Raw genomic sequence first — 23,996 nt, 5'->3', positions numbered from 1 at the left:
ATCTTGGCTTTTGTTACTATTCGCGCCATCCGTATTTTGTATAACTGGCTTAACACAATGGTTACCTCGTTTGTTATTTTAATTCTTGGTTTTGCAGCTCTTGTTTGGAGTGCAGACAGGTTTGTTTATGGCGCTGCGGCTCTTGCTAAAAACTTTGGTGTACCTACACTTATTGTTGGTTTAACCGTGGTAGCTATGGGCTCTTCAGCGCCCGAAATGATGGTTTCAGCCTCTGCCGCTCTGGCTAACAAAACCGACACAGCCGTTGGCAATGCTGTTGGCTCTAACATTACAAACATTTTACTTGTGTTAGGCATCACTGCTTTATTTCGCCCTCTTTCAGTTTCATCAAGTACATTAAAACGTGAAATGCCATTAGTGATGCTCGTATCTTTAGTTACTTGGTATGTGTTCTCAGATAACTACTTTTCATTTAATGAAGGTGTTGCACTTTTGGTTGGCTTTATCGTATTCATCGGTGGGTTAATTATTGTATCTATGCGTGCAAAAAACCAAGATGATCCATTTGTGTCAGAAGCCTGCGACGATGTACCAAACGATGTACCTACAAAAAAAGCGGTATTTTGGTTAGTTGTCGGCATGATACTCCTACCTGTTAGTTCACACTTTTTAATAGGTTCAGCTGTCGATATTGCTAAATATTTTGGCCTAAGCGATTTAGTCATTGGCTTAACAATTATTGCCATCGGTACTAGTTTGCCTGAACTTGCCGCTTCGGTTGCAGGTGTACTTAAAAATGAAGATGATTTAGCACTAGGTAATATTGTCGGCTCAAACATATTTAATATTCTAGCGGTATTACCACTTGCCGGTATTATCAACCCTTCTGCCATTGACCCATCATTAGTAAGCCGAGACGTATTAATTATGATTGGTGCAACACTTGCTCTTATTATTATGTCATTGAACTTTAGAGGCACCCAACGTATCAATAGAGTAGAAGGCGGCTTATTGCTAATAGCATTTTTGGGTTACCAAGGGTATATTTTTAGTCAAGTAGGATAAATTATGGCAACGCTAAATTTTATTGAACAAGGCCTTCGCGTTTTAGATGTTGAGCGCCAAGCACTTAGTGATATTGCACAATATGTAGATGAAAATTTTCATAACGCGTGCCAATTAATGTACGACTGCGAAGGCCGTATTATTGTCATTGGTATGGGTAAGTCAGGTCATATTGGCAATAAAATAGCGGCAACCCTTGCAAGCACTGGCAGTCCAGCATTTTTTGTTCACCCTGGTGAAGCAAGTCATGGTGATTTAGGTATGATCACTAAAAATGACGTGGTTATGCTTATTTCTAATTCAGGGGAGACCAGCGAAGTTTTAAATATAATTCCGGTTTTAAAACGACTTGGTGCCAAAATGATATCGATGACTGGCAATACGCAATCAACCATGGCGACCCTTGCTAATGTACATGTGTGTATTAAAGTAGAAAAAGAAGCCTGTTCATTGGGTCTAGCTCCTACATCAAGTACCACTGCAACGCTTGCGATGGGCGATGCCATGGCGGTTGCATTATTAGAAGCTCGCGGCTTTACAGCTGATGACTTCGCGCTATCTCACCCAGGTGGTAGTTTAGGCAAGCGCTTATTACTTACTTTAAAAGATGTTATGCACAGCGGCGCAAATACACCTATTATTAGCGTTTCACAAACAGTTAAAGACGCCCTTATTGAAATGTCTGCTAAAGGTTTAGGCATGACAGCCATTGTTGGTGAAAATCAGCAACTCGTGGGATTATTTACCGATGGCGATTTGCGTCGTATTTTAGAACAAAGAATTGATATTCATACAACACAAATAGATGTTGTTATGACTAAGTCATGCACTACGGCTACGCAAGATATTTTGGCTGCTGAAGCGCTTAATATTATGGAAAACAAACGTATAAATGGCTTAATCGTCGTCAATGAGGAAAACCAACCTATTGGCGCATTAAACATGCAAGACCTATTAAAAGCAGGAGTATTATAAATGCAATTTGAAGAACTCTATCAACCGCTGAGCGATGATGCAAAAGCACGCGCTAAAAAAGTAAAACTACTTATATGCGATATTGATGGTGTATTTTCTGATGGCCGTATTTATCTTGGTAATCAAGGTGAAGAGCTAAAAGCATTTAATACAAAAGATGGTTTTGGCATTAAAGCGCTTATAAACAGTGGCTTTGAAGTGGCTGTAATTACTGGTCGTCATTCACAAATAGTGCAACAACGTATGAGCAGCTTAACCGTACAGCATATTTATCAAGGCCAAGAAAATAAGCTCATTGCCTATCAAGAATTAAAGGACAAACTCAACCTTAGCGATGAACAAATTGCTTATATCGGTGATGATGGTCCTGACATGCCCGTTATGGAATTAGTCGGCTTTGCTGTTGCAGTAAATGATGCCCATCCACTTATTAAACGTTTATCACACTATGTAACGCAAATGCCTGGCGGCTTTGGTGCAGTAAGAGAGCTCACAGACTTACTTATGCTTGAAAATGGTAAAGCGTTGACTACACAAGGCACTAGTTCATGAATGCAGCGCGCATAATATTAAGCGTTTTATTCATTAGCTGTATGGTTTGGCTTTGGTACCCTTATTTTACACAAACAAATATTGTGCCTCAGACTGAGCCTGAAGTTATTGCCAAGCCTGATTACATAGCCATAGAACTCAAACAAACAGCCTATGACGAACAAGGTAAAATTAGCCACAAAGTCACTGCGGCTAAAATGGAGCTATATCAACAATTAGGTTTTACGTTTTTTGAAAAACCTATTTTTACTTTATATAACGAAAAGCAAAAGTGGCAAATAAATGCAGACGAAGCAACATTATACGAAGACAAACAATTAATTTTAGAAGGCAATGTGGTTGCCAAAAACTTAACCGATAACGCCATGATAGACAAAATCAATGCTGATAATATTCAGGTAGATATAAAGCTATTAACAATGCGTTCGGAGCAACCCGTTATCATCACTGGACCCAATTTAAAAATCACTGGTAAAGGCCTAGAAGCCGACTTAAAAACCGAAGTGATAAAACTAATTAACCATACGCGAACCATATATTATGACCAATAAAATATTAAAATCACTTATTATTCCTACACTTATACTAGCATTTAATAGTAGTGCTGCAGAGCAAAACACGCAACCGACTGCAAATCAAATTTCAATAAGCGCCGATAAGCAAGAAGGTCAATTAAAAGCTAATGTCGGAATTTTTGAGAAAAACGTTGAAATTATTCACGGTAACCGCCGTATCACAGCCGACCGCTTAGAAGTACATAAACGCGATGAACTTGGTGATAATAAACAATTATTAATTGCTACAGGTAGCCCTGCGCACTTTGAAGAAAAGCAATCAGATGGCACGACTATGAGCGCCAGTGCTGACGAAGTACGTTATGATGTATCTAAGCGTTTTTTAACGCTTGTTGGTAATGCACAAGTATCGCAAGCGGGACAAAAAATAAATGCTAAAAGCATTACCTACGATATAGAGCAGCAGCTAATCAGTGCCGAAAAAGATGAAAACTCAACTGACCGCGTTCACACAATTTTAGTGCCAATCGAGACTAAAAAAAGTAAAAAAAGCGACAAAGGTCAACCATGAGCACATTAAAAGCAGAGCTATTAGCAAAGAGCTATAAAGGCCGTGAAGTTGTAAAAAACGTCGGCCTTGAAGTCAAAGCTGGCAGTATTGTTGGCTTACTTGGCCCTAACGGCGCAGGTAAAACCACCACGTTTTATATGATAGTAGGACTTGTACCTAGCGACAAAGGTAAAATATCGATAGACGATAACGATATTACTCTTTTACCTATGCATAGTCGTGCTAGATTAGGCATTGGCTACTTACCGCAAGAGTCTTCAATATTCAGAAAGCTGACTGTTTATCAAAACTTAATGGCCATTTTAGAAACGCGCAAAGAGTTAAATAAACAAGCTAGAGAAGACACTCTCGATAAATTATTAGATGAATTTAGCATACAACACATTCGTGATAGCCAAGGTATGGCATTGTCAGGAGGCGAACGTCGTCGTGTTGAAATAGCACGTGCCCTGGCAGCAGATCCTAAATTTATATTACTGGATGAACCATTTGCAGGTGTTGACCCGATTTCGGTATTAGATATAAAGAAAATAATAGAACATCTTAAAAATCGTGGGATTGGTGTATTAATTACCGATCATAACGTAAGAGAAACCCTTGATGTTTGTGAAAAAGCCTACATTGTTTCTCATGGGGAGCTGATTGCATCAGGTACTCCAGAACACGTATTAAATGATAAAACAGTACGCGATGTTTACTTAGGCGAGCAATTTAGGCTGTAACATTTACGCCATGTCTTTAAGCATCTGCTAGTATTAATTATAACAACATAAAAGGATTGTTAGAGATACATGAGGCAATCACTACAGCTGCGCATGGGCCAGCAACTTACAATGACTCCACAGCTGCAACAAGCTATTCGTTTGTTGCAACTCAGTACATTGGATCTCCAGCAAGAAATACAAGAAGCTCTCGACAGCAACCCGCTATTAGAGGTTGAAGAAGCAGACTATTCAGAAGACGCTGCAGGTAAAAACGAGCAAAAAGCAGATACAGATGACATAACTGTTAGCGCATCTGCCGATGATGCTCCAAGTGAATACGAACAAGATAGTGGTGAAGCACTTGCAAAAGACACGCTAAGTGACGACATGGCTATGGATGTTAGTTGGGATGAGTACATGAGTGCCGCCCCAGCAGCATCATCGGGTCCGATGCCTGAAGACGAATCAATATACCAAGGCGCCTCTACTGAAACGCTCCATGAGTATTTAATGTGGCAGTTACAACTAACGCCATTTAGCCCTACAGACGAAGCTATTGCTATTGCGATTGTAGAAGCCGTCGATGATTCAGGTATTTTAACACTAAGCTGCGAAGAGATTTTAGAAAGCTTTAATCAAGAAAACGAAGATGATAACGAAGTCGAACTTGATGAAATTGAAGCTGTATTAAAACGCATCCAACTGTTTGATCCTGTTGGTATTGCTGCACGTAGTTTACAAGAGTGTTTGTGTATTCAGCTTAACCAGTTTGATAAAGAAACACCTTACATTAATGAAACAAAAATGATTTTAACCGAGCATATTGATTTATTAGCTGCTCGTGACTATCGTACATTAATGAAGAAAACTAAGCTCAAAGAAGAAGAGCTTAAGGAAGTAATGACATTAATACATACTCTAAGCCCTAAACCTGCAGATACTATTGTAAGAGAAGAATCTGAGTATGTTATTCCTGATGTGTCAGTTAAAAAAATTAAAGGCCGCTGGGTTGTTGAGTTAAACCCAGACAGCATGCCTAAAATTCGTGTTAATAGCCAATACGCGGCAATGTCTCGCACTGTAAAATCCAGTGGTGACAGCCAGTTTATTCGCTCGCATTTACAAGAAGCTAAATGGTTTATTAAAAGCTTAGAAAGTAGAAACGACACGCTATTAAAAGTAACAAATTGTATTGTTAAGCAACAACAAGGCTTTTTTGAACACGGTCCTGAAGCCATGAAACCAATGGTTTTAAATGATGTTGCTGAAATGGTAGAAATGCACGAATCAACAATTTCGCGCGTAACAACCCAAAAGTATATGCACACACCCCGTGGTATATTTGAGCTTAAATACTTTTTCTCAAGCCATGTAAGCACCGAAAACGGTGGTGAATGTTCATCTACAGCAATCCGTGCGCTTATCCGAAAATTAATCGCAGCAGAAAACTCAGCAAAACCATTGAGTGATAGCAAAATAGCGGATATATTGGCTGAGCAAGGAATTAAAGTAGCGAGACGTACAATCGCAAAATACCGCGAATCTCTGGCTATTCCACCGTCAAATCAACGTAAAAGTTTGATTTAAGACGCAAAAAAAGAGGGTAATGCTTATGCAACTAAACTTAACTGGTCGTCACGTAGAATTAACCGATTCACTAAGAGACTATATTAATACCAAATTTGCGAAGCTAGAAAGACACTCTGATCATATTAATAATGTTCATGTCATTCTCGATGTAGAAAAATTAAATCAAAAAGCAGAAGCCACCATACACGTAAGCGGTGCTGAGTTATTTGCCTCTACAGAACATCAAGATATGTATGCCGCCATTGACTCGTTGATCGACAAGCTCGATCGACAAGTAATTAAACACAAAGAGAAGCTTGCTCGACACTAATATGATGAAATTAAGCTCACTTATATGCCAGGACTGCAGCAAAGCTGCGGTCCTTTTTAATAGCAAAAAAAGAATTTTAGAGTTCATTAGCGAACTTGCTCACGACAAACTTCCGTATTTACCGCAACAAGATATTCTTAATGCTTTAATGAGCAGAGAAAAATTGGGTAGTACAGGTATAGGGCGTGGCATTGCCATTCCTCATGGAAGAATGAGCGGTGCAGAAGAGCCTTTGGCTTTAGTACTCGTTAGCGAAACTCCAATAAATTTTGATGCAATCGATAATCGCCCTGTTGATATTTTCGTCGCACTCATCGTACCAGATGGCGATAACCAGCAGCACTTAAAGACTCTAGCAACCATTGCTGATAAACTAAACAACAAAGATTTTTGTAAACAGTTACGCAGTGCAAAATCAGATACTGAGCTTTACCAAGTTATTGTCAATCAATCATAGTTTTATAAAGGGTGTTAAATGGAGTTAATTATCATAAGCGGCCGTTCTGGTTCTGGAAAGTCGGTTGCTTTACGCATTGTAGAAGATTTAGGTTATTATTGCGTAGATAATATTCCAGTTAACTTGCTTCCTTCATTAGTTCGCAGTGTGTCTGATAGCTACGATAAAATTGCTGTTAGCATTGATGTACGGAACATCCCTAAACAACAAGATGAATTTAACGATATTCTTGAATACTTGCCAGGCTTTGCAAACCCTACGTTATTTTATTTAGATAGCGACGATCAAACATTGATAAAACGTTTTTCTGAAACTCGTAGATTACACCCACTATCAATTGACTCGTTGCCTCTTGATTTAGCCATCAAAAAAGAAAAAGAATTACTTGATGTATTAATCACCCGCGCCGACTTTATGATAGACACGACTGATTTGAGTGTTCATCAACTCGCTGAATCTATTCGTGAAAAGATTTTAGGTAAAAAAGATAAACAACTGATTGTCACTTTTGAATCGTTTGGTTTTAAACACGGCATACCAAAAGAAGCAGATTACGTATTTGATGCACGCTTTTTACCAAATCCACATTGGGAACCTGAATTAAAACCTTTAAATGGGTTAGATCAACCCGTTAAAGATTATTTGGCCAATCACAGTATAGTGCAAAAATTCACATGGCAAATTCAAACATTTGTACAAACGTGGTTACCGCACTTAGAGCGAAATAACCGCAGTTATTTAACCATTGCCATTGGGTGTACAGGCGGACAACATCGCTCTGTATATTTAGCGCAAACTATCGGTGAAAGTTTTGCAATGACACATCCCAATGTGAAAATTCGCCATCGCGAACAAGAAAAATAATATAGCTGAATAATCACCTGTTCAGCTTAGGTAGAGTAAGTTATGCATTGTGAAGACACTTTTTTAATAAAAAACAAATTAGGATTGCATGCCAGAGCAGCCACCGTGCTTGCCCAATTGGCTGTGCAGTTTGATGCGACAATTACATTATTTCAAGATGACAAAGAAGCTGCAGGCGATAGCGTACTTGCACTAATGTTACTTGAAAGTAGCCAAGGCAAAGAAGTAAAAGTTGTATGCAAAGGCCCCGATTCTGAGCAAGCTTTACATGCTGTTGGAGAATTAATAGCACAACGTTTTAATGAACAAGAATAAACAGTTATAAAAATAATGCTCGCATTACTAATGCCCCAACTAAAACAGATATATAAAATAAATACGGTTAGTGACGCCAGTTAACTCACCTCTCCCCATAAAATAATATAAAAATTTATAAAGGACGCCAATGCCTGAAGCTTTTGAACAAGATTACCCACTACAGCAACTAAAACAGGTGACTAAGTCACTCAATAGTGGTCAATTTGTTCAAGTTAGGCGCATGCTCGCAAAAACAGCTCCTTGTGATACCGCATTATTATTAGAATCATCACCGCATAAAATTCGCCGACTCCTTTGGCAGTTGGTTGATCCTGATGTGCAAGGCGATGTTCTTGAAGAACTATCAGAAGATGTTCGTTTAGGCATTATTGCCCAAATGGAACCTAAGCACATTGCAGCCGCAACAGAAGATATGGGCCACGATGACTTAGGTGAAGTATTACGTAGTCTGCCAGACACCGTTTATAAAGACGTTGTTAGCGCGATGGACATTCAAGACCGTGAACGTGCAACACAAGCACTTTCGTATCAAGAGCGTTCTGCTGGCGCGCTAATGAACACCGATACGGTGACCATTCGCCCTGACGTTACGCTCGATGTTGTACTTAGGTATATTAGGCTACGCGGTGAGTTGCCAGAAGGTACCGATGACTTGTACGTTGTTGATAAGCATAACTGCTTTATAGGCGCTTTATCGCTAAGTACATTATTAACTAACCCGCCAGAAAAAATTGTTCGCGATTTAATGGATGAAGATTGTGAATCCATTCCAATCTCTATGGATGAAAGTGAAGTCGCGCAATTATTTGAACGTCATAATTGGATATCGGCCCCCGTAGTTGATGATAACGATCAGCTCCTTGGTCGTGTCACTATCGATGACATCGTTGACGTAATCCGCGAAGATGCTGAGCATAGTTTATTGGGCTTAGCCGGCCTTGATGATGAAGAAGATACCTTTGCGCCAGTACTAAAAAGCTCTAAAAAACGCTCAGTTTGGTTAGGTGTCAACTTACTAACTGCACTTGCAGCTGCTTTTGTAGCTAGCTTTTTTGAAGGCACTTTAGATGTTTTACCTATTTTAGCTGTACTTAACGGTATTGTCCCTTCTATGGGCGGTGTTGCAGGTAGCCAATCATTAACGCTTGTTATTCGTGGTATTGCGGTAGGTCATATAAATCAAACAAACCAACGTTTCTTGATGATGAAAGAGCTTGCTATTGGCGCGTTAAACGGTGTTTTGTGGTCGTTGTTAATTGCAGGTGTTATTGCCCTATGGCAGTGGGACTTTATGCTTGGTGGCGTACTCGCCTTCGCTATGTTTATGAACTTAGTGGTGGCAGGTGTTGCTGGTGCGAGTATCCCTATTATTCTTAAAAGAATGAATATAGACCCAGCACTTGCAGGGAGTGTGGTGCTAACCACGGTGACAGATATTGTGGGTATATTCGCCTTTTTAGGTACTGCTACTTGGTTGCTGGTTTAAATTAGAAACTTTTGCAAATAACTAAAGTAAAAAACACTTAGGGTAAAGCTGCAACTATGACAACGGATACCAAAAATAAAAAAGACACACCTAAAAAAACGCCAAAACAAAAAGGCCTATCAATATTAAAAAGTGTGTTGATATATGGTCTCATATTTTTCGTAATTTATAACGCTGTAAATTGGTGGCGACAACCTGTTATGCCAGCAAATCCTCAATTACAATTAATAGATTATAAAGGGCAAAACATTGATTTAGCAGCAATGAGCCAAGATAAACCAACACTTGTCTATTTTTGGGGAACTTGGTGCCCTATTTGTAGTATTACCTCCCCTGCCATAAACAAACTCGCGAACGAGAATAACTACCCTGTAGTGAGCATCGCAATAAAATCAGGTTCGGATCAAAAAATACATGAGTATCTAAATGATCATGGCTACAGTTTTATCACTGTCAACGATCAACACGGTGAGATATTTGCCGATTGGCAAGGGCAAGTCACGCCATCTTATATAATCTTAAAAGATAATAAAATGACGCAAGGGCTAACAGGCATTCAGCCGTTATGGTCACTTAAATTACGTTTGTGGTTATCATCAACGTTTTAAGAAAAAACTAACTGCAAGTATATAGACACTAAATACGTGCTATCTCAAGAGGGGTTTCTAAAAGCTCGCTCTTTATCACCTACAATAATATAGATAATAAAGAGCAAGGTTTACTTAATTTACGCATGAAAAGGGCTTAAAAACCCTTAGCGTAATTAAACTAATCTACTAGGGCGTGTTGATCTTTGTGGATTGAAATTTGTTCAATCTAGGGGCGATTAAATCGCGGCGCGAGGTTTGTAACCTAGTGGGCTAAGTAAAAACCGAGCAACAAAGAGTTAATCGTCCCTAGAAAGAACCCAAAGGGCAGCGCATGTTTGGTATTTATGCTGCGTTATCGCCTATTCATGGGGAATAACCACACTACATAGGCTCCGCCTTGCCTAAAAACCAAACATACTGCTGCAAATTCACCCACCAAAGATCAACACGCCCTAGTTATTAATAGATTGAATCACTAACGTGTACTTTGACGATTACCGCCTACTTTTGGTTTAGTGTTTGCCTTTTTAAATTGGCTAAAACCGGTATGTCGCGTTAGTGCCGGACGTCCGCCTTTACTGCCACCTTTACCTGCTTTTTCATCACGCCCTTCTTCAGGCACTAAACAGTTAGGCCCTTTACCAATTAAATTAGCTTTACCCATTTTACGCAGTGCTTCACGTATCATCGGCCAACCTGCTGCATCATGGTAGCGTAAAATAGCTTTATGTAATCTACGTTGACGAGCACCTTTAGGTACTGGAACAACTTCTGTATTGTTTTTTATATTACGTAAAGAGTTCATTTCTGTGTGGTAAATAGTCGTCGCATTAGCCATAGGTGACGGGTAAAAATTTTGTACCTGATCAAGCTTAAAGTCATTCGATTTAAGCCATAACGCCATGTTTACCATGTCTTCATCTTTTGTCCCTGGGTGAGCAGATATAAAGTAAGGAATTAAATACTGCTTTTTACCGGCTTCTTTAGAGTACTTATCAAATAATTCTTTAAATTGATCGTACGCCCCCATACCTGGTTTCATCATTTTTGATAATGGACCATCTTCTGTATGCTCTGGCGCTATTTTTAAGTAGCCACCTACATGATGCGTTACTAATTCTTTAACGTAACGCGGGTCGCGTACAGCTAAGTCGTAACGAACACCAGAAGCAATCAATACCTTTTTGATACCCTTAACTTCACGTGCTTTTTTGTATAAGTCTATTGTTGGCGTATGATCTGTATCCATATGCTTACAAATTTCAGGATACACACATGATAAACGTCTACAGGTACTTTCTGCCTTTTTGCTAGTACAACGCAGTTTATACATATTTGCCGTTGGGCCACCTAAATCAGAGATAACACCAGTAAAACCGGGTACCTTATCTCTAATCTGTTCAATTTCTTCAATAATTGATTCTTGCGAACGGCTTTGAATAATACGCCCTTCATGCTCCGTAATTGAGCAAAACGAACAACCACCAAAACAACCGCGCATAATATTAACTGACGTTTTTATCATGTCGTAAGCAGGAATTTTAGAGTCGCCGTAACTTGGGTGAGGAATACGCTGATACGGTAAACCAAACACAGCATCCATCTCATGTGTTTCTAATGGGTATGCTGGCGGGTTTACCCAAATAGAACGATCGCCGTGTCGCTGAAACAGTGCTCTTGCACAACCAGGATTTGTTTCTTGATGTAGAATACGCGAAGCGTGGGCGTATAAAGGTTTGTTAACACTTACTTGCTCATAAGCAGGTAACTTAACGTAAGTTTTTTCCCATGGCTTAGGTCGCGCAGGCTGAACCATAATCGGTTTTGCAGCTTCTGCCTTTAAGTCTATACCCGCTTGTTTAAATTCAGATTTACTACAGCCAACATCATCAGCGCCGTATGGATTTGGAATAGGGTCGATTTTACCAATTTTATCTATAGAGGTGGAGTCACTTCCACGCCAACCTGGTAAAGGTTCTTTTCTGATAACAGCCGTGCCGCGAATATCTTGAATAGTATCCATTGTTTCGCCTGCGGCAATACGGTGTGCAACTTCAACTAACGGACGCTCTGCGTTACCGTAAATTAAAATATCAGCTTTTGCATCAAACAAAATACTACGACGTACTTTTTCTTGCCAGTAATCATAATGAGCTATACGACGAAGACTCGCTTCAATACCGCCAATAACAATTGGGATACCTTTGTATGCTTCACGGCATTTTTGCGAGTAAATCATTACGGCGCGATCTGGACGTTTACCACCTACGTTATCTGGCGTGTAAGCATCATCGTAGCGCATACGCTTTTCAGCTGTATAGCGATTGATCATCGAATCCATGTTGCCAGCTGTTACACCAAAAAATAAATTCGGTCTGCCTAGTTCCATAAATGCATCTTTAGAGTCCCATGCTGGCTGGGCAATAATACCTACTCTAAAGCCTTGCGCTTCAAGTACACGGCCAATTACCGCCATACCAAAACTAGGATGATCGACGTACGCGTCGCCACTAATTATTATTATGTCGCAGCTATCCCAGCCAAGTGCATCCATTTCTTCACGTGTAGTTGGTAAAAATGGCGCGGTGCCATAACATTCAGCCCAGTATTTAGGGTATGAAAATAAGGCGCGCTTAGCTTTGAGTGTGCTCATAATTGTGGCCGTAGAATAACAAAAGGCGCGAATTATACCCTACTAAATTGTTTATATATACAAAGTAGTCAAAGCATATCGCGCCTTAAATTCTAAATCGTTCATTAGCTTAAATAATAAGTTAATCTTTTTAGCGTTTATTTATAAATTCTATTAATTCATTTTCAGGCATGGGTTTAGCATACATAAAACCTTGTACTTCATCGCATCCTAAATTTTTTAAGAACTGGGCTTGCTCTTGTGTTTCGACCCCTTCAGCAATTGTTTTTAAGCCCAACTTAGCACCAAGTGATATAACTAAGGCAGCAATAGCGCCAGTGTCGTCATTTGGTAAATCTTTAATAAATGCACGATCTATTTTCAACCGATCCAAAGGTAAACTTTGAATGTAACTCAGCGACGAAAAACCAGTACCAAAGTCATCAATAGCAACTTCCATTCCGAGTTCTTTTAGCTCACTTAGCGTACTAATAACCGTTTCCAGCTCATCCATTACTACGCTCTCGGTGATTTCTAATTCTATGTTTTTTGGCTTAACACCATATTTTAACAATGTATTTTTAACAGTTTGCGCATAACCTTTTACTTTAAACTGTGGAACAGACACATTAACTGCAATACAAATTTCTGTGCCCATATTTTCTAGGCGCTTTTGCTGTTGGCAAGCTTGTTCTAATACCCACTGCCCTATATCAACAATTAAGCCCGCATCCTCTGCAAGTGGCACAAACACAGCCGGTGATATATACACGCCATCACTTGCCGGCCAGCGTAATAATGCCTCACATCCAATTAGTGATAAGTCATCTAGTGCAAGTTGAGGTTGGTACCATACCTCTAATTTATTTCGAGCAAAGTCATGACGTAACTGCCTAATAATCCCTATCCGCCAAGCCATCTTATCTTGCATATCAATATTGTAATAAACGCCTTCTTTATGCTTTGCTTTTTTAGCTTGGTCAAGTGCAATATAAGCAACTTTCAGTGTATCAATACCGCTACTTTGAAAGTCTTGTTGTTGGCATAAGCCCACTCTAAAATCGATAGGGAGTAAATGTTCTTCTGCGTAAAATGAAATACCTAATTGCTCATTCAATTTTTTTAAGTCAAATTCGTCTTGGCGAATAATAAAACCAAAAACATCAGCGCCAATACGTGATAGTAATTTAGCTGTTGGGTAATTTTCTCTTAACCTTTGCACAATGCCAATTAATACTTTATTGCCGACCTCTTGCCCTAAGCCGTTATTAATATCTGCAAAATTAACTACATCAAGTAATACAAATACATGATCGTTCACGTGTGGCTTTTGATAACTCACCACACGCTCAATAAAGTTAGTACGATTTGAAATACCAGTAAGCACATCTTTATAAGCAGCATCTCTTAACTTTACAAATAACCTTATGTTATCAAGTGCTACACTTACATTAGTTAAGAAAATTTCAGCAAATTGTAGCTGTGCTTGTAAGGGAATGTGGTCGCACTCTATATATAAAGCCGCTTTTCGATGCTTACTTTTTAATATAAATGTTGAACTTGAGTCTATGTGTTGGTGCTTTGACAAACCAAAACACGACTCAACTTGTTCAAATACTTTGCTATCAACATTAATTAATTTTTTACCAAAATAGCTTTCGTAATGCCCGCAACCACCTAAGACCTGAATAAAATCATCGCCATCTAACTTACTGCAAACAAGCCCTCTAGGTGAACATTTTAAAATAATACTCATGTGCTTGATGATTTCTTTGCATAATTGCTTAACATCAGTAAGTCCTAAAATAGACTTTGATGCTGAAACAATCGTGTTCATTGCATCACTTTGATATTCAAGCTGACATACCTGCTCGTATGAGCGAATAGCGGTTATAAGCGAAGTTACTAACTTAGAACGAGTCAGCTCTGTTTTCGTTTTATAGTCATTTATGTCGTATTCTCGTATTACTTTTTCTTCTGGTGTAATACCTGCTTGCCCTGTTCTTAAAATAATTCTTACATGTTGATTATTTAATTCGTCACGCACCCTTTTTACAACCTGCAAACCGGCATCGTCAGTTTCCATAACAACGTCTAAAAAAATAACCGAAATATTTTTATTTTTAGCTAGCACTTCTATTGCTTCTGCACCCGAATAAGCATCGTGAAATCGCAAGCCTGCCCCTAAAAACTCAACGCCAGACAAAGCTAATTTTGTTACAGAATGAATCTCAGGTTCGTCATCAACAATTAAAATATCCCAAAACTTAGTCTGCTCAACAACAGCATCGTCTTCAAAATCTTGTTCAAAAAATAAAAAATCGTTTTGATCTGACGACATTCGCTCTCCTAAGTAGCAATCAATAAATTATTTTTGGTTTATAATCTAATTCATACTATAGTCGATTAATAAAAAGTTGTTGTATTTCAACTTGAAAAACTAATAAAAGGTGTGCTTATTAAACCATTAAAAATATTAATCAAATGCGTACTGTTATTACTATTAGTATTGGCACTGGTAGGGCTAATACTGCCTCAAAGTTATAGTGTAAATAAAACAATCGAAATTAATGCCAATCTTAAAGTAATAAAGCCGCTTATCACCGACTTTAGCCAATGGCAAAAATGGTCTCCATGGGAAAAAGTAGACCCCAGCATACGTTTTACTTTGGGCGAACCCAGTTCTGGCCTAGGGGCTCATCAGTCTTGGAAAGGAAAATGGGGATATGGTGAAATGATCATAACTTCGGTAAGCCAAAATAAAGTCAGCTTCAACATACTTTTAAATGCTGAACATATTATTAGAGGCACTTTTAACCTTAGCGAGCAAAACGGTATAGTTACGTTAATATGTAATATTAAAGGTCAAACAACTGCTCCTTTAATATCTGGTTACACTGCAATTTTAAGCGAGTACGTACTCAGTAATACAGTTTCACTGGGGTTAAATAACCTTCAAACTGTTGCACAGCTTAGTGATCCACAAAGGATAATGCACAGTCATGACAGTCAAAACAGCACAGGCGAGAATTAATCTTGCCAACATCATCGAATCCTTACTTGGTTACCCTATAACAAAAGTAGGTAGTAACGGTGTACTACCCACTAACGAGCAAAGTTACGATATTAAGGGCCAAATTAAGCCGCTTTATCATATCAACAGTGAAAACTCTGTTTTAGCTCGCGCTCAAAAACGCCAAGATTTATTACTTATTAAACAACAACAAAATATAGAATCAATTTTAGCAATGGCTATGGGGTTTTGCCCTGATGTAGCAAGTAGTAAACAGCCCGATGTTGATTGGGTAGAGCATTTTATAGCTCTGTGTGAAGATACTTCTAATGAATCAATGCAAATTTTATGGGCAAAAATTTTAACAGGAGAAACACTCAATCCTGGTACGTTTTCAATTAAAAGCCTACAAACTTTAAAGCATATGACACAGCGAGAAGCAGACTCTTTGCAAAAATGTGTGTCGCTCTCAGGCTATAACGAAAAAGACGACAGCCACTTTATATTACTCGGCTTTTACAAAAAACCGTCCTTGTTTGATTTGCTACGAAAAGGAAATAAAGTATCTTTAAATTTAGGAAAAACGGGTATTAGCTTTCCTGATATTTTAACGCTCATGGATCTTAATTTACTGTATAGAAAAGAAATTGAATCTGCAGTGCTTAAAGCGGGACAAGAACTTACCCTTTCATTTTTATCGCAAAAGGTAACGTTAAAAGCAAAGAGTAGTGATTTGGTATTAAGCTATTACAAGTTTACGCAAACAGGTGACGAGCTATCTAAACTCATTAATTTCCCTGTCAATAAGGTCTATAAGCAGTTGATTAATAATGCGCTAGAGGGAGAGTTTGATTTAGCGTGGCACGCAATAAAATAATATGCCACGCTTTGTTTAATTAGAAAATACTAATTAAAAATGAACCTGAATACCCGCAAATGGGCCAGATGCATCAATATCAGTAGTAATATCATCTACATCATCAAGTTCTAATACCATAGAGCGGTAACCTGCTTTAACAGCAACATCTACTGCTAGGTTATCAATAAGTTCCCATGCTACACCTACTTGGTAATCTTGTACTTTACTGTCGTCAATAGCCAAAAAGCTACCTTCAAAAAATACACTTAAACCAGTAAATGGTAAGCCTGCTTCGGCACGGCCGTATGCAAGAGGAACAAAACCAGAGAAGTCTTTGGTTTCGGTAAAGTTAGTACCACCATTTTGGGTAGTGCCACTTACAACAATATCACCGTCAAACTGTTTAGCATTTAAACCTAGGTCTATTGAAATTAAGTCATTATCAAAAATTTCATAATAAAAAATATAATCAATATGCGTTAAATCACTTACCGTATTTACAGTAGAACCAACAACATAATCAGAACCATTAAAGCTAAATGTATCTGTAAGCAGCGCAGAACCATTTAACTCAAGCTCTGTATACTTTAATTTGATGTTTGGTACTAACGGCACTGGGTGCTCAAGCGCCGCGTAATAACTTACAAAAGTCTCATCTTCAAAATTAAAATATTGAGATGCATTATTTTTGTAAGAAAATTGGCCATCGTTATCTGACTTCCACCCATCAACACCTACATATAAACCTAGTAGAGTGTCAGCTTGCGCTGCAGGTGCTAAACATGCCATTGAAAGGGCTGCTGCTAAACAATACTTTTTCATTTTTTATCCTTGAGCTAGTAGTTCGCTAAGTTCGATTAAAGCCGCATTGGCTCTAGAAATATAATTTGCCATAACTAAAGAGTGGTTAGCAACATAGCCAAAACCATTCCCGTTTAAAATAAGTGGGCTCCATACTGTTTCTTGAGTTGCCTCAAGTTCACGTATGATTTGTTGAACGCTTACACGTGCATTTTTCTTTTCAAGTACATCAGCAAAGTCGTACTCTATCGCTTGTAAAAAATGTAGTAACGCCCAAGTAGCACCGCGCGACTCGTAAAATACATCGTCAATTTCTAACCACGGTGTTCTTACTTGCTGCTGCAGTGGAGCAAGAGTTGCTTGTTTATTAGATGAATTACCCGCTAAATCGGTGTTCACTTTTTCTTGACCTACACTGGCACTTAAACGCTGGCTTAAACTACCTAAACGTTTTTCAGCTTCTTTAAGCCAACTACGTAAGTTATCTGCTCGTGCATAAAATTGACTATCACGCTCATGCTCGTTAGCAATTTGTCCACGATATACCATTAAGTAGTCAATACCTTTTTGGTACTCACCTTCAGCACTTGGCCATGCCCATGCTTCAGAGCTTATATTAAACTGTGGCTGCGCCTTTTTAAGTGCTTCATGTTCCGTAGACTGTGATTGCGAACGGCTAAAATCTTTTCGCATAGAAAGCGATAAATCACGTACCATTTCTAGTGCGCCATATTCCCACGCTGGCATATCATCCATAATAATACTTGGTGGTATTACATCATTTGATAAGTAGCCACCGGGTTTATCTAGTAAGGTATTTGCTACTGTAATTAATGTAGAAGTAGTTACATAACCCGTAACTATTTTTTCATTACGAAGCTGCGCTTGCTCTTTGGCGTTTGCAACAACATCAAAACGTGAAGGCTCAGTGCTCCAATAAACAGCAATTGCGTAAAATATGATAAGCAGTAAAACAACTATTCCTGCTATTTTTCCTTTGTGTTGCGACATGTGTACTCCTAGTGATGAGCGTGTTGAGTAGATGGTTTTGACTGCGTAGCTTGCGCTTCAAGCGACACGACTTGAGCATTAGTGAACAAGCGATTACCGTCACTAAAATATAGCGTGAGTTTGCGTTCTTGCCCTACTTTTAATGGCTCTTGTGGTTCAAATACCATTAAATGATAACCGCCAGGTTGAAAACTGACACTTTCGTGCGCTTTAATTTCAACTGATTCAACTTGTTGCATTTTCATCATGCCGTCTACATGTGAATGCTCGTGTATTTCAACACGCCCTAAGCCATCAATAGTTGCCTTAGTTAAAGTTGCTGCGGCTCCACTGTGATTTATTAGCGTTAAATAACCTACAGTTGAAGTACTGCCAGGTAAAAACTCTCTAATTTGCGCGTTAGTTACTTCGAGCACAGCCACATCAGAACCATGATCGTGCCCTGAGTGCGCCGCCAACGATGACGAAAAAAAACTAAATATTAATGCAGAAGCCATCGAAAAACATAGTTTCGTCATCATTCTTATCCTTATGAAAACTTTAAATTACAGGCTAAATTTAACATAGTTAACCTATAATAGTCAGTCAAATTAAGGATTAAGAGGCTACTTTTTTGTTATCGGCAACAAGCCAACACAACACTGCAACAAATAGTAACGGCCATGCAATCATTATAGATCCGAATAAAAGCGCTAAAACAGTCCCTGCTAATGCCACTACACCCGCACCAACTAATCCCATAGTAATTAAAGCCACTACAGCAACTACAGCAACAATTGCGGCCAAAGCACCTACAAGCTCGAGCCCAGCCCAGCTAATATCAGCAATCCATAACGGCAACTGCCAGGAATCAATCTGCACAAACGTTATTAAATCAGTAAACAGTAATAAATAGATAATTACACATACTGCCAAAGCTTTCATAGTAATTCTCCTTATACCAACCAGCTTATATATGAGGTCTATTTAACGATAAGAAAATTGCGCTATAACTAGGCAAAAATTTTTATATCTACTTGTTCTAAATAAAAATTTTTAACAACGTTATAGAGTGATTTAATTCGTTAAATTGTTCAAATATTTATGCCTATTGGTATTAATACTCTTTATTTTCAAGGCAGCAATGCGCTATAAAATAACCAAGTGCAATTGCAAACGGAAAACTCAAAAACAACAAAATAGTAACTACGCGTGTTGCCCATACAGGAAAGTCCAATCTACGAGCTAAACCACTACAAACACCCGATATTTTTTTATTTAGAGTATCTTTATACCAACCTCGTTGACGATTAAAGCTGTTCATAGCAATCTCCTAAGCAGTTTGTTTTAAATTAGTATTTAAGTTCGCTTTTAAGCGAGCCAGTTCAGCATCAATTTTTTCATTTTTAACTAACGACTCAATTTGGGCACTCGTAGAGCTTGCTGTATCAGTCAGCTCATAAGCCTCTACTTGAGCTTCAATACCTTCAACACGCTGCTCTATTTGTTCAAAACGAGACAACGCATGAGCTACTTTATCGCTTTGTAGTTGCGTACTGATTCGCCCTCTAGCAATAGCAACATTATGACGCTGCATTAACTGAGCTTGCTTAGTTTTAGCCATAGCCATTTTTTGCTGCAGACGCTCACAATCAACCTTAATTTTTGCAATAGACTCTTGCAGTGTTTCTAGTTGAGTTTGCTTATTTTCAATGCTTTCGTTAACGCGCTGCTTTTCAAGTAAGGCAGACTTAGCAAGGTCATCACTGCCCTTCTCAACCGCACGTTCTGCTTTAATTTGCCAAGCTGCTAATTCTGTTTTTTTAGTATCAATTTGGCGATTAATTATTTTCTCTTCACACAATAAAGCGGCTGCTGTACTACGGCACTCATTCAACGCATCTTGCATCTCGGTAAGCATTAAGTTTAAAAGTTTTTCTGGGTCTTCTGCTTTATCAAGCATAGCGACAATGTTTGATTGAATTACATCATTTACGCGGTTAAATATTCCCATGGTATTCTCCAGTTGATTTTTAATTAATTTCAACAAGGAGATTCCAAGAGTTGTGCCAAGTTCATATAAATAAAAATAAAACATTTAAAATCATAGTGATAAACAACAAGCACTCTAGTTTTTAGTGACTTCCAGCTGAACAACATAGAGTGTAATTGGCCAATAAATTATGATTTTGACTAATTTTTAGGATCAAAAAAACCACTCGAAAGTGGCTTAAGTTTAGAATTTTAAAAGCTTAGCTTTATTCTGGTACAAAGCTTAATGCTTTATCCATTACCGATAAATCAGCTTGCTTACCATGACCACTTTCAGAGAGGTGGCGTCTAAAACCGCGTGCACCAGGCTGCCCCTGAAAAATACCGAGCATGTGACGTGCAATATGCCAAAAATTAGCACCCAAACGCATTTCTTCTTCAATGTAGCTGTACATTGAGCGCACTACGTCGTGGCGTGATTGTGTGTTTGCAGCATCACCATAAATTTTCTCATCAACGTCATTGAGCATAAATGGGTTACTGTAAGCTTCACGCCCAATCATTACACCATCGATATGTTGTAGATGTTCTAGGCTCTGCTCAATTGTTTTAACGCCGCCATTTAGGCTTAAGTCTAGCTGCGGATAATCTTTTTTAAGTTGATAAACACGTGGGTAATCAAGCGGTGGGACTTCACGATTTTCTTTCGGGCTTAAACCATTGAGCCATGCTTTACGAGCATGAATAATAAAATCATCACACCCTACTTTATGAGACGCTTCAATAAGCGCACATAAAAACTCATACGAATCTTGCTCATCAATACCAATACGCGTTTTAACAGTTACAGGAATACTTACTTCGCTTTTCATTGCTGCAACACACTCAGCAACTAATTGAGGCTCAGCCATTAAGCATGCGCCAAATCGACCATTTTGAACTCTGTCTGACGGGCAACCTACATTTAAATTTATTTCGTCATAGCCACGCTCACCTGCCAGTTTTGCACATTGCGCAAGCGCTTTAGGATCAGAGCCACCAAGTTGCAGTGCAACTGGGCCTTCGTGTTTATTAAAATGTAAGTAGTCGCCTCGACCAAATAAAATAGCCCCTGTGGTTATCATTTCAGTATAAAGCACAGTATGTTTAGTCATTTTGCGATGAAAAGTACGACAATGGCGATCAGTCCAATCAAGCATTGGTGCCACAGAAAAGCGTCTATCCAAAGTACATTTATTCAAAGCAAACCTCAGGGTATTAAAGTTATTAAGCACAGCTTAAAAGGCGCTGCATTTTACACAAAAGCCTGGCAGGCATCAATGTTAAGAGAACACCTGCAAGCCAAAATAATGGGCTATGCCATTTAAAATATTAGTAACGGCAACCGAGCTTAAAATAAGCCCCATAATTCTGCTTATTATACTTGCACCACTATCACCAATTAATTTATGTACATGCGTTGCAAGCAGTAACAAAACTAGTACAACCGCTAATACAGCAAGCATCATTGAAGACGTTAGTAATTGCTCAACCCAGGTATATTCTTCATTACGAGTCATTAATACGGCGCCTAACATAGCGCCAGGGCTCGCAATAGACGGAATCGCAAGCGGAAAAATAGCGGTTTCAGTGCTGTCGCGTACACTTTTAATTTCGGCTTCAGGTTTACTTTCACCAAATATCATTGAAAGCGCAAAAATAAGTAATATGATACCGCCGGCTATTTGAAAAGCCGAAAGTGGAATTTCAATTGCGTTAAGTAATTGCTCACCTGCGAGTACAAAAAATAAGAGCACTAATGCAGATACGCCTACCGCTTTAAATATAACTTTACGTTTAAATTTCTCATCATCACCACGTGTGACTGCAATAAATACAGGTACAGTGCCAATGGGGTCAATAACCGCAAAAAAGAAAATAAATATAGCCAATAGTTCGTGCATTACTGGGTTTCCTAGGTAAAAAGCGCTTAATAAAAACGCTGCAACTACAACACAGTATGTTAGTATATCACGGTAGCATAAGGATAAGAGTAATGATGAATATAGAATCACTCGTAAGTAAAGCAAAACAAGTTTGTGACAACCGTGGTGCGCGTTTTACGCCTATCCGCGAGAAAGTATTTCGTCTATTAGCCAGTGCACAAGGTGGTGTTGGTGCATACGATTTGCTTGAGCAATTAAAAGTAACTGAAACAGGTGCTAAACCTGCAACTATTTATCGTGCATTAGACTTTTTAGCTGAACTAGGTTTTATTCATAAAATTGAAAGCACAAATGCATTTATGCTGTGCCATCATTTTGATCATATTCACCCGGTACAATTATTAATTTGCGATACATGTGGCTTTGTTAAAGAATTACACTCGAGTGTAATTTCGCATGAGCTTAATAATCTAGCTGCCGAAGGTGGCTTTGTCGTATCAGGGCAAACAATAGAAGCACATGGTAAATGTGAATCTTGCAGAGCATCATAATCCTTCAAAGTTATCCTTAGTGACTATACTCAAACTATATAGTCATTTCACAGAACAAATTTAAGAGTAGCCACTATGAATGTAGAATTCATCAATCCTTTTTTATCTTCTTTAATTAATGTTTTAAGCACTATGGCTCAAACTCAATTGAAGCCGGGTAAACCTCGCATTAAAACTGATGAGATAGCCTGTGGTGATATATCAGGTTTGATTGGTATGGTTGGCCCGCAAACGCGTGGATCATTTTCAATTACATTTGATGAAGGATTAGCATTAACCATCATGGAGCGTATGCTTGGCGAACGCCCTGATACCATAGATGAAGAAGTTACCGATATGGTTGGCGAAATAACCAACATGGTAACTGGTGGTGCTAAAAATTTACTTGGCGAGAAAGGCTTCGACTTTGATATGGCAACGCCTATTGTGGTATCGGGTAAGGGTCATACAATTACTCACAAAAGCCAAGGTAAAAAAATCATCATGCCATTTAGCTGTGACGCTGGTAATGCAAACATTGAAGTTAGCTTCGATAAACTATGAGTTGGCAGCAAAAGCAAATTACATTAAAACCTCGCCAGCGAGGTTTTCATATAATTGATGACGAAATATTATCTCAACTTCCTGAACTGGCGAGTTACAAAATAGGCTTGTTACATTTATTTATTCAGCATACCTCAGCGAGCCTTACAATAAACGAAAATGCAGATCCCACTGTTCGTATGGACATGGAAAGCCATTTCAATAAATTCGTTCCTGAGCGTCAACCTTATTATCGCCACGATTATGAAGGTGACGACGACATGCCTGCACACATAAAAACCAGTACGTTAGGCTGCGAGCTAAGTATTCCTATTTCAAATGGTTATTTAGCGTTAGGTACATGGCAAGGCATTTATTTAGGTGAACATCGTGATTCTGGTGGCTCTAGACGAGTTATAGCAACTATTCAGGGGGAGCTATTTTAACAAAAGCTTCAGGTTTCAAAGTATTAACTCTTCTGTACCTCACTCATATCTCATAACTTCAAAGTACGACACCTTTCTTGTAGGCGAAGAGCTCGCGCGAAGCGATAGCTTCTAACAACCAAAACTTCAATGCTGAATATTGCACATAGAATAAAGTAGATAAGAGAGATTTTAAATTATAATTTTATTTATGATTTTTAATACAGAAAATTTTGAAAGGATATAAAAAGATTGGAGCGGTACACGAGGCTCGAACTCGTGACCTCGACCTTGGCAAGGTCGCGCTCTACCAACTGAGCTAGTACCG

Annotated in this window: 28 protein-coding genes; 18 read left to right on the top strand and 10 right to left on the bottom strand. The window is 38.7% G+C overall.

Going from position 1 to position 23,996, the window contains the following annotated elements:
- The first annotated feature begins 57 nt into the window (after positions 1–57).
- The 13 genes from AAEY62_RS04000 to AAEY62_RS03940 all read left to right on the top strand — a co-directional run bounded on the left by AAEY62_RS04000 (position 58) and on the right by AAEY62_RS03940 (position 9,976).
- The gene (locus tag AAEY62_RS04000) at positions 58–1,026 is read left to right on the top strand and encodes a calcium/sodium antiporter (RefSeq protein ID WP_010554272.1); all 969 of its coding nucleotides are present in this window, start codon (positions 58–60) and stop codon (positions 1,024–1,026) included.
- A 3-nt stretch (positions 1,027–1,029) separates the two neighbouring features.
- Positions 1,030–2,001 (top strand): KpsF/GutQ family sugar-phosphate isomerase, encoded by a 972-nt coding sequence (locus tag AAEY62_RS03995; RefSeq protein ID WP_350603129.1) that lies wholly within the window; start codon positions 1,030–1,032, stop codon positions 1,999–2,001.
- Positions 2,002–2,553 carry a 3-deoxy-manno-octulosonate-8-phosphatase KdsC gene (gene kdsC / locus AAEY62_RS03990; RefSeq protein ID WP_007580311.1) on the top strand — a complete coding sequence of 184 codons (552 nt, stop codon included), beginning with the start codon at positions 2,002–2,004 and terminating at the stop codon, positions 2,551–2,553.
- Positions 2,550–3,104 (top strand): LPS export ABC transporter periplasmic protein LptC, encoded by a 555-nt coding sequence (lptC, locus tag AAEY62_RS03985; protein WP_350634617.1) that lies wholly within the window; start codon positions 2,550–2,552, stop codon positions 3,102–3,104. Before kdsC ends, lptC begins: the two co-directional genes overlap by 4 nt.
- Positions 3,094–3,639: a lipopolysaccharide transport periplasmic protein LptA gene (lptA, locus tag AAEY62_RS03980; protein WP_007580307.1), complete on the top strand. Its 546-nt coding sequence runs from the start codon at positions 3,094–3,096 to the stop codon at positions 3,637–3,639. The genes lptC and lptA overlap by 11 nt, the downstream gene beginning before the upstream one ends.
- The gene (gene lptB, locus AAEY62_RS03975) at positions 3,636–4,361 is read left to right on the top strand and encodes an LPS export ABC transporter ATP-binding protein (RefSeq protein WP_007580304.1); all 726 of its coding nucleotides are present in this window, start codon (positions 3,636–3,638) and stop codon (positions 4,359–4,361) included. Before lptA ends, lptB begins: the two co-directional genes overlap by 4 nt.
- 69 nt (positions 4,362–4,430) lie before the next feature.
- Positions 4,431–5,930, top strand: a complete 1,500-nt coding sequence (locus tag AAEY62_RS03970) for an RNA polymerase factor sigma-54 (protein WP_007580303.1) — start codon at positions 4,431–4,433, stop codon at positions 5,928–5,930.
- Between the two features lie 25 nt (positions 5,931–5,955).
- Positions 5,956–6,243, top strand: coding sequence for a ribosome hibernation promoting factor (gene hpf, locus AAEY62_RS03965; RefSeq protein ID WP_007580301.1), 288 nt, complete (start codon positions 5,956–5,958; stop codon positions 6,241–6,243).
- A gap of 4 nt (positions 6,244–6,247) precedes the next feature.
- Positions 6,248–6,700 (top strand): PTS IIA-like nitrogen regulatory protein PtsN, encoded by a 453-nt coding sequence (gene ptsN, locus AAEY62_RS03960; protein ID WP_024590190.1) that lies wholly within the window; start codon positions 6,248–6,250, stop codon positions 6,698–6,700.
- An 18-nt stretch (positions 6,701–6,718) separates the two neighbouring features.
- Positions 6,719–7,564, top strand: a complete 846-nt coding sequence (gene rapZ, locus AAEY62_RS03955) for an RNase adapter RapZ (RefSeq protein WP_024590189.1) — start codon at positions 6,719–6,721, stop codon at positions 7,562–7,564.
- Between the two features lie 42 nt (positions 7,565–7,606).
- Positions 7,607–7,879: an HPr family phosphocarrier protein gene (locus AAEY62_RS03950; protein ID WP_002957937.1), complete on the top strand. Its 273-nt coding sequence runs from the start codon at positions 7,607–7,609 to the stop codon at positions 7,877–7,879.
- 130 nt (positions 7,880–8,009) lie between these two features.
- The gene (gene mgtE / locus AAEY62_RS03945; RefSeq protein WP_010554268.1) at positions 8,010–9,368 is read left to right on the top strand and encodes a magnesium transporter; all 1,359 of its coding nucleotides are present in this window, start codon (positions 8,010–8,012) and stop codon (positions 9,366–9,368) included.
- 56 nt (positions 9,369–9,424) lie between these two features.
- Positions 9,425–9,976, top strand: coding sequence for a protein disulfide oxidoreductase (locus tag AAEY62_RS03940; RefSeq protein WP_024590188.1), 552 nt, complete (start codon positions 9,425–9,427; stop codon positions 9,974–9,976).
- 457 nt (positions 9,977–10,433) lie between these two features.
- On the opposite strand, the gene AAEY62_RS03935 is transcribed toward AAEY62_RS03940, so the two are convergent.
- Both AAEY62_RS03935 and AAEY62_RS03930 read right to left on the bottom strand, forming a co-directional pair.
- Positions 10,434–12,611: a YgiQ family radical SAM protein gene (locus AAEY62_RS03935; RefSeq protein WP_350634616.1), complete on the bottom strand. Its 2,178-nt coding sequence runs from the start codon at positions 12,609–12,611 to the stop codon at positions 10,434–10,436.
- A 130-nt stretch (positions 12,612–12,741) separates the two neighbouring features.
- The gene (locus AAEY62_RS03930; protein ID WP_165721145.1) at positions 12,742–14,931 is read right to left on the bottom strand and encodes a bifunctional diguanylate cyclase/phosphodiesterase; all 2,190 of its coding nucleotides are present in this window, start codon (positions 14,929–14,931) and stop codon (positions 12,742–12,744) included.
- A gap of 111 nt (positions 14,932–15,042) precedes the next feature.
- Here AAEY62_RS03930 and AAEY62_RS03925 point away from each other — a divergent pair, with 111 nt between their 5' ends.
- Both AAEY62_RS03925 and AAEY62_RS03920 read left to right on the top strand, forming a co-directional pair.
- A complete protein-coding gene (locus AAEY62_RS03925) occupies positions 15,043–15,624 on the top strand; it encodes an SRPBCC family protein (protein ID WP_007580289.1) in 582 nt (193 codons plus the stop codon).
- On the top strand, positions 15,593–16,480 hold the full coding sequence (locus AAEY62_RS03920) for a TIGR03899 family protein (protein ID WP_024594005.1): 888 nt from the start codon (positions 15,593–15,595) through the stop codon (positions 16,478–16,480). The genes AAEY62_RS03925 and AAEY62_RS03920 overlap by 32 nt, the downstream gene beginning before the upstream one ends.
- 33 nt (positions 16,481–16,513) lie before the next feature.
- Here the strand turns inward: AAEY62_RS03920 and AAEY62_RS03915 are convergent, their stop codons facing one another.
- From AAEY62_RS03915 to AAEY62_RS03880, 8 genes are all read right to left on the bottom strand, one after another.
- Positions 16,514–17,284 carry a TIGR04219 family outer membrane beta-barrel protein gene (locus AAEY62_RS03915; protein ID WP_350634615.1) on the bottom strand — a complete coding sequence of 257 codons (771 nt, stop codon included), beginning with the start codon at positions 17,282–17,284 and terminating at the stop codon, positions 16,514–16,516.
- A gap of 3 nt (positions 17,285–17,287) precedes the next feature.
- Positions 17,288–18,274, bottom strand: a complete 987-nt coding sequence (locus AAEY62_RS03910; RefSeq protein ID WP_007580283.1) for a DUF2333 family protein — start codon at positions 18,272–18,274, stop codon at positions 17,288–17,290.
- Between the two features lie 8 nt (positions 18,275–18,282).
- Positions 18,283–18,792, bottom strand: a complete 510-nt coding sequence (locus tag AAEY62_RS03905) for a copper chaperone PCu(A)C (RefSeq protein WP_024590184.1) — start codon at positions 18,790–18,792, stop codon at positions 18,283–18,285.
- Positions 18,793–18,871: 79 nt separating this feature from the next.
- The gene (locus AAEY62_RS03900) at positions 18,872–19,198 is read right to left on the bottom strand and encodes a hypothetical protein (protein WP_010554260.1); all 327 of its coding nucleotides are present in this window, start codon (positions 19,196–19,198) and stop codon (positions 18,872–18,874) included.
- A 172-nt stretch (positions 19,199–19,370) separates the two neighbouring features.
- Positions 19,371–19,577, bottom strand: coding sequence for a PspC domain-containing protein (locus tag AAEY62_RS03895; protein WP_010554259.1), 207 nt, complete (start codon positions 19,575–19,577; stop codon positions 19,371–19,373).
- A 9-nt stretch (positions 19,578–19,586) separates the two neighbouring features.
- A complete protein-coding gene (locus tag AAEY62_RS03890) occupies positions 19,587–20,267 on the bottom strand; it encodes a PspA/IM30 family protein (RefSeq protein ID WP_024590182.1) in 681 nt (226 codons plus the stop codon).
- Between the two features lie 244 nt (positions 20,268–20,511).
- On the bottom strand, positions 20,512–21,444 hold the full coding sequence (gene dusA / locus AAEY62_RS03885; RefSeq protein ID WP_024589770.1) for a tRNA dihydrouridine(20/20a) synthase DusA: 933 nt from the start codon (positions 21,442–21,444) through the stop codon (positions 20,512–20,514).
- A gap of 123 nt (positions 21,445–21,567) precedes the next feature.
- Entirely contained in the window at positions 21,568–22,188 is a 621-nt protein-coding gene (locus tag AAEY62_RS03880; RefSeq protein WP_024589771.1) for a MarC family protein, read from the bottom strand.
- A 95-nt stretch (positions 22,189–22,283) separates the two neighbouring features.
- Here AAEY62_RS03880 and AAEY62_RS03875 point away from each other — a divergent pair, with 95 nt between their 5' ends.
- From AAEY62_RS03875 to AAEY62_RS03865, 3 genes are all read left to right on the top strand, one after another.
- Complete coding sequence (locus tag AAEY62_RS03875) at positions 22,284–22,721, top strand: transcriptional repressor (RefSeq protein ID WP_007580267.1); 438 nt, start codon at positions 22,284–22,286, stop codon at positions 22,719–22,721.
- A 75-nt stretch (positions 22,722–22,796) separates the two neighbouring features.
- Complete coding sequence (locus AAEY62_RS03870; RefSeq protein WP_350634614.1) at positions 22,797–23,264, top strand: chemotaxis protein CheX; 468 nt, start codon at positions 22,797–22,799, stop codon at positions 23,262–23,264.
- Positions 23,261–23,689 carry a secondary thiamine-phosphate synthase enzyme YjbQ gene (locus AAEY62_RS03865; protein WP_010554254.1) on the top strand — a complete coding sequence of 143 codons (429 nt, stop codon included), beginning with the start codon at positions 23,261–23,263 and terminating at the stop codon, positions 23,687–23,689. The genes AAEY62_RS03870 and AAEY62_RS03865 overlap by 4 nt, the downstream gene beginning before the upstream one ends.
- Positions 23,690–23,996 lie beyond the last annotated feature (307 nt).

It is taken from the genome of Pseudoalteromonas sp. GW168-MNA-CIBAN-0100, from assembly GCF_040309225.1.
GTDB lineage: Bacteria > Pseudomonadota > Gammaproteobacteria > Enterobacterales > Alteromonadaceae > Pseudoalteromonas > Pseudoalteromonas arctica.
The sequence above is the reverse complement of the archived record's forward strand: the minus strand, read 5'-3'. Positions and strand labels throughout refer to the sequence as shown.